The organism is Cellulomonas sp. (assembly GCF_017744555.1).
In the GTDB taxonomy this organism is placed as follows: domain Bacteria; phylum Actinomycetota; class Actinomycetes; order Actinomycetales; family Cellulomonadaceae; genus Cellulomonas.
On the sequence record NZ_JAGIBD010000068.1, the window covers coordinates 1 to 5586 of the forward strand.

5 protein-coding genes are annotated in these 5586 nt (G+C 72.8%); 1 reads left to right on the forward strand and 4 read right to left on the reverse strand.

The window, feature by feature from the left end:
* Nucleotides 1–53: 53 nt before the first annotated feature.
* The 4 genes from J7523_RS19860 to J7523_RS19875 form a co-directional block, all read right to left on the reverse strand.
* Nucleotides 54–713: an NAD(P)H-binding protein gene (locus J7523_RS19860; protein ID WP_291890448.1), complete on the reverse strand. Its 660-nt coding sequence runs from the start codon at nucleotides 711–713 to the stop codon at nucleotides 54–56.
* Nucleotides 714–736: 23 nt separating this feature from the next.
* Nucleotides 737–1390, reverse strand: a complete 654-nt coding sequence (locus J7523_RS19865) for an NAD(P)H-binding protein (RefSeq protein ID WP_291890455.1) — start codon at nucleotides 1388–1390, stop codon at nucleotides 737–739.
* Nucleotides 1391–1392: 2 nt separating this feature from the next.
* Complete coding sequence (locus J7523_RS19870) at nucleotides 1393–2688, reverse strand: MFS transporter (RefSeq protein ID WP_291890450.1); 1296 nt, start codon at nucleotides 2686–2688, stop codon at nucleotides 1393–1395.
* A gap of 149 nt (nucleotides 2689–2837) precedes the next feature.
* Nucleotides 2838–4721: a glycoside hydrolase family 3 N-terminal domain-containing protein gene (locus J7523_RS19875; protein ID WP_291890452.1), complete on the reverse strand. Its 1884-nt coding sequence runs from the start codon at nucleotides 4719–4721 to the stop codon at nucleotides 2838–2840.
* 111 nt (nucleotides 4722–4832) lie between these two features.
* On the opposite strand from J7523_RS19875, the gene J7523_RS19880 reads away from it, so the two are divergent.
* Entirely contained in the window at nucleotides 4833–5480 is a 648-nt protein-coding gene (locus J7523_RS19880; protein ID WP_291890454.1) for a TetR/AcrR family transcriptional regulator, read from the forward strand.
* Nucleotides 5481–5586 lie beyond the last annotated feature (106 nt).

The window sequence follows — 5586 nt, forward strand, 5'->3', positions numbered from 1 at the left end:
GGTGCGAGGGTCTTGGCGATGACCAGGCCGAGCCCGGGCTGCGCGCGAGGGCCCTAGTAGGCCACGCAGATGCGCTGGCGGTGGTACGTCGGCCGCTCGATCTCGTCGAGGCAGGCGTACCCGAAGTCCTCGAGGCCGATGTACGACTGGGCGGCGTAGTCGGGGTCGGTGGCGTCCTTGGTGCACAGCGCGTCGACCGCGACCCGGTACGTCCGCAGGCGGCGGTCCGGGAACATCTTCGCGGCGGGTGCGATCTCGACCCAGTCGAGCTCCTGCTCGGCGAGGTAGACCTCGTGGGAGAGCTCGTGCACCCCGTACCACGTGCGGTAGAACGGCGTCAGGAACGACGTGTCCCGCAGCCGCACGCCCGGGCTCACCTCGAACACGCACGAGTCGCCGACCGCGACCAGGCGCCCGACCCCGCACCTCTTGGCGGCGTCGACGACGTTGCGTGCCCACGTCCCGAAGGAGGTGGGGTCGTCCGGGTCGGGCATGACCGCGTTGACCAGCACGTCGGTCCCGCGCGGGATCGACGAGACGAGGCTCTCGACGTCCGCGCAGTCCCCGAACCGGGAGTCGATGTCCGGGAACTCGGTGTGGACGACGTCGGCCGGGTTGCGGCTGAGGCACACCACGTCGTGCCCCCGCTCGAGCGCCTCCTCGACGATGGACGAGCCGGCGTTGCCGGTCCCTCCGATGACAGCGATCCTCATGGTCCTGCGTCCTCCCTCGCCGGTCAGTAGCCGACCGTGTAGCGCTCGCGGTGGTGGGCGGGCCGCTCGATCTCGTCGACCATCGCGACGGCGTAGTCCTGCATCGAGATGGTGCTGATGTGCGGGTAGTCGGTGCTGTGGAGGTCCGTGACCACGAGGTGGTCGTGGCCGGTCCGGTAGCGGCCGGTCCGCTCGCCGACGTTCTCCTCCATCATCGCGGGCGGCGTCTGGACGACCCAGTCGAGCTCGTGCTCCTTGCGCAGGTGCTCGAGGACGCGTTCGTGCATCCCGACGACGGGGCGGATCGTCTTGGAGAAGTACTTCGTGTACAGGTAGACCTTGCCCTCGGTCGTCAGCGCCGACCCGGAGCCGCCGACGACGAGCAGCCGCGGCACGCCCGCCTTCTTGGTCGCCGCGACGACGCCGTCGACGAGGGCCTCGACCTTGTCGAGGCCCAGCGCGAGCGGGGCCCCGGCGTAGACGACCGCGTCGGCGCCGGTGCTCGCCGCGGCGATCCCGTCGACGTCGGCGATGTCGAGGCGGTGGTAGCCCGCGAGGCCCGGCACCGACGAGGTCTCCTGGAGGTCCAGGCCGGTCACGCGGTGGCCGCGGTGGACCGCCTCGGCGGCGATCCGGGAGCCGACGCGGCCGTTGGAGCAGAGCACGACGACGTCCATGGTCACGCCTCCGAGACGGTCGTGGCGGTGGCGGCCGTACCCGCGGGCTCGACCGTCCGTGCGGTCGTGCCGCCGGAGCGGCGGCGGTACCCCGCGACCCAGAGCACGGCGGCGACGCCGGCCGTGCAGGCGCCGATGGTCCAGAGCGGGACCCACGCGCCGGCGCCGTCCGACGCGAGGCGCGGCGCGACGGCCGAGTTGAAGACGACGTTGCCGAAGACGGAGCCGATGAGGGCGCCGAGCCCGCTGTAGAGCATCGTGAACAGGCTCTGCCCCTGCGCGCTGATCTCGGGCGGGCACAGGCTGGAGACGTACATCGCGCCGAGGACCAGGAGGAAGTCGTTGCAGACGCCGTGCATCGCGATCGCGATGATCAGGGGAGTGGTGCCGGTGCCCGCGGCGAGCGCCAGGAGCGGGAGCCGGACGGCCCAGCTCGCGAGCCCGACGAGCAGCGCCCACCGCATGCCGACGGTACGCAGCAGCCAGGGGATCGTCACGACGAACACGATCTCCGAGACCGGCCCGATGGCGAGCACCGTGGCGACGTTCTTCACCCCGAGCGCGTCGATGTACGCGGAGGCGTACGCGGTGTAGAGGGCCAGCGGGACGCCCGCGAGCAGCACGCAGGTGGCGAACACCCGGAAGTTGGCCTGCCGGAACAGGACGAACGCCTTCGCGCCGACCAGGTCCGCGAACGAGAACTTCCCGCCCTTGCCCGCCGGCGGCGTGGGCGGCAGCGTGAGCGAGTAGACGACCATCGCGGCGGAGACGGCCGCCGAGACCAGGAACACGCCCGGTGAGGCCGACAGGCCGCTCTGGCCGACGACGACCCCCGCGACGACGAACCCGATGGTCCCGAAGACGCGCACGTAGGGGAAGCGTCGGTCGCCTTCGCCCATGTGGCGGAAGATGATGCTGTTCGTGATCCCCATGGTCGGCATGTAGAACGCCATGTAGACGAACACGAGGGCGAGCGTCCAGCCCTCGGAGCCGGCGAGCACCGACTGCCGCAGCACGATCATCAGCCCGGCGCACGCGAGGTGCACGGCCGCCAGCACGCGCTCCGACCGGAACCACCGGTCGGCGAGCGACCCGACGAGCAGCGGTGCGACGAAGGCGCCGATGGACGCGGAGGAGTACGCCAGCCCGATCGAGCTCGCCATCCCGAAGGTCGCCATGACGAGTCCGAGCGTCTGGAACCAGGACCCGAAGGCGAGGAACTGCAGCAGCATCATCACGCAGAGCCGGATGGTCAGGTGCCCGGCGTCAGCACGGCCCGACCCACCACGTGGAGTCATCGTCGTCCCCAGTCTCGCCGAGAGGGGCTTCACCTCGTCGGAAGCGCGTCGTCCCCTCGGTCTGCCCGCACGCTAACACAAATATCGACCAGGTGGTTCATGTTCGCCGCCCCGGGGCGCCGCGCACGCGTCGCCCCGGGGCGGCGGCCTCACAGGGGCAGCCCGTCGCCGTACCGGAACAGCGGGTCCGCGGTGTCGAACGCCGCGTCGGGGCGCGACTCCCGCACCGCGCGCATCGAGCGCGGGATGTCGAACGGCAGGCGCCCGCTCGCGGGCTCGACGCCGGTCAGCGCGTCCGCGACCGCCGCGGTCGACGCGCCGAAGTCCACGACGAGGCTCACCCCCAGCCCGACCAGGGGGGTGAGCACGGCGGGCCTGTCCAGGTGCACGTCGACGACCGTCGGCACCCGCGCGGCGACCGCGCGCACGCGCTCGACGACGGCCCGGTCGAACTCGAGCGACCCGGCGTGGAAGAACGACTCGAACGCCGGCCGCGGCTCGAACGGCGTGTCGAGGCGCAGCAGGGCGACGTCGGCGTCCTCGGGGCGGGCGACGGCGCGCAGCGCCGACTCCGGACCGCCGAGCGCCGCCTGCGCCGCGCGGACGTCGCCCGCTGGTACCGACGGCGTCTCCAGGTACACGCGGCTCGTGGGCGAGAAGGGCAGGGGTGCCGTTCCGCGCCGCAGCGCGGTGACGGCCCGCGACTGGGCCCGCCGGCCCGCGCGTCGGAACGCGTCGTTCCCGACGACGCGCGCCGCGCGCTCCGGGTCCACGTACCGCGCCTCGTCGAACAGGCCCAGCAGGAACTTCTCGGTGAGCAGCCGGCGCACCGACGCGTCGAGCCGGGACTCGTCGACCCGCCCGCACCTCACGAGCTCGACGACCAGGTCGACGCAGGTCTCGCCGCCGAGCTGGTCCGCCCCCGCGTCGAGGATCTTCGCGACCCGGTCCACGGGCGCCAGGTGCTCGACGCCCCAGGCGCGCGCCGGGTAGCGCGCGCCGAACATCGTCATGTCGCTGACGAGCCCCCAGTCCGTGCAGATGATCCCGTCGAAGCCGAGCTCGTGGCGCAGCAGGTCCGTGAGGATCTGCCTGCTGAAGCCGAAGCCCACCTGCTCGACGGGGTCCCCGTCGCGTTCGAGGCCGACCGGCATGCCGTAGTACGGCATGATCTGGCGCGTCCCGGCCGCGATCAGGCGTCGGAACGGTGCGAGGTGCTCGTCGAACCGGCCGGCCGGGTAGACCTGCTCGCGCCCGTACGCGAAGTGCGGGTCCTCACCGTCGAGCTGCGGCCCGCCACCGGGAAAGTGCTTCGTCATCGTGGAGACCGAGTCGCGGCCGACCCCGCCCGGTGCGGCGGGCGCGCCGGGCTGCCGCTCCCGCGCGATCCTCCCCGTGGCCTGGAAGCCGTGGACGTACGCCTCGCCGAGGGTCGAGGCGAGCTCGACGTCCTCGCCGAACGTGCCGGTCCCGCGCGCCCACCGTGGCTCGGTCAGGAGGTCCACCTGCGGGTGCAGCGCGACCCGGATGCCCACCGCGAGGTACTCCTGGCGTGCGCAGTCGGCGAACCGCTCGACCTCGTCCGGGTCGCGCAGCGCTGCGAGCCCGAGCGGCTCGGGCCACAGCGAGAAGCTGCCCGCGGCGAGCGACGTGCCGGGGTTGTCGACGAAGGCGTGGCGCGGGTCGCTCGACACGGTCACCGGGATCCCGAGCCGGGTCTGCGCGGCGAGGTGCTGGAGCTCGTTGTGCCACCGGGCGAACGCCTCTCCCGACTCGGGGGTGGTGATCACGTTGACGTGGGTGATGCTGCGGGCGACCAGCTCGCGCGGGGGCAGCGCGCCCGAGGGGCCGACGGCGTCGGGCAGCGTGCCGCCCTCGCCCATCTCCGTCATCGCGTGGAAGAGCTGGCCCGCCTTCTCCTCCAGGGTCATCCTCTCGAGGAGGTCGTCCACGCGGTGCCCGACGGGCACGCGTGCGTCACGGTAGGGCGCGTCGGCGGGCGGGCGGGTCACGGCGTCCTGCATCTGGGGCATGGGGTCCTCACGAGTCCGGCGGGCCAAAATCGACCACATGGAAGAGATTAGCGGTCGGCGTGCCCGCAGCCGGTGCCGCCCGGGTAGCGTGGGGAAGATGACGAGGTCCGTATGAGCAGCACGCAGGCCGCTCCCGCCCGGCGGCGCCGGGGGCCGTACGCCAAGGGGCGGGCGACGCAGGTCGAGATCCTCCAGGCCGCGATCACGCTCTTCGGCGAGTCCGGGTTCAACGCGTCGTCCCTGCGCGACATCGCCCAGCGGGCCGGGGTGACCCACTCGACGCTGCTGCACCACTTCCCCACCAAGACGGAGCTGTTGCGAGCGGTGCTCGAGTACCGTGACGACGTCGACAGCACCCTGCTCGCGACCACCGCCCGGGACGGCCTGCCCTTCCTGGCGGCGCTCGTCGCGCTCATGGAGCACAACGCGACCCGCCGTCCCATCGTCGAGCTCTACGCGACCCTCAGCGCCGAGGCGACCGCCGCCGCGCACCCCGCCCACGCCTACTTCGTCGAGCGGTACGAGCGCGTCGTCGAGCGCAACCGACGCGCCCTCGCGCAGGTCGCCGAGGACGGCGGCCTGCGCCCCGGGTGCGACGTCGAGCGGACCGCTCGGAACCTCGCGGCCCTGCAGGACGGGCTCCAGATCCAGTGGCTGCTGGACGACGGCGTCGACATGGCGGCCGGGCTGCGCGAGTTCCTCGACCAGGTGCTGGTCGAACCCCTCGGCGACGGCGAGCGCGTGCCCGCCGACCTCTAGGCGCCCCCTCGCTCGTGAGGCGACCACCCTCCCGCGGTCGATAGGGTGGTCACCGTGACTGGCACGGGGAGCGAGGGCGTCCGACCGGGGGCCGACGCGACCGACG

What these genes read in the sequence shown, in the direction of transcription:
- J7523_RS19870 (WP_291890450.1), bottom strand. Translation starts at nt 2,688, where the DNA reads ATGACTCCACGTGGTGGGTCGGGCCGTGCTGACGCCGGGCACCTGACC.
- J7523_RS19875 (WP_291890452.1), bottom strand. Translation starts at nt 4,721, where the DNA reads ATGCCCCAGATGCAGGACGCCGTGACCCGCCCGCCCGCCGACGCGCCC.
- J7523_RS19860 (WP_291890448.1), bottom strand. Translation starts at nt 713, where the DNA reads ATGAGGATCGCTGTCATCGGAGGGACCGGCAACGCCGGCTCGTCCATC.
- J7523_RS19865 (WP_291890455.1), bottom strand. Translation starts at nt 1,390, where the DNA reads ATGGACGTCGTCGTGCTCTGCTCCAACGGCCGCGTCGGCTCCCGGATC.
- J7523_RS19880 (WP_291890454.1), top strand. Translation starts at nt 4,833, where the DNA reads ATGAGCAGCACGCAGGCCGCTCCCGCCCGGCGGCGCCGGGGGCCGTAC.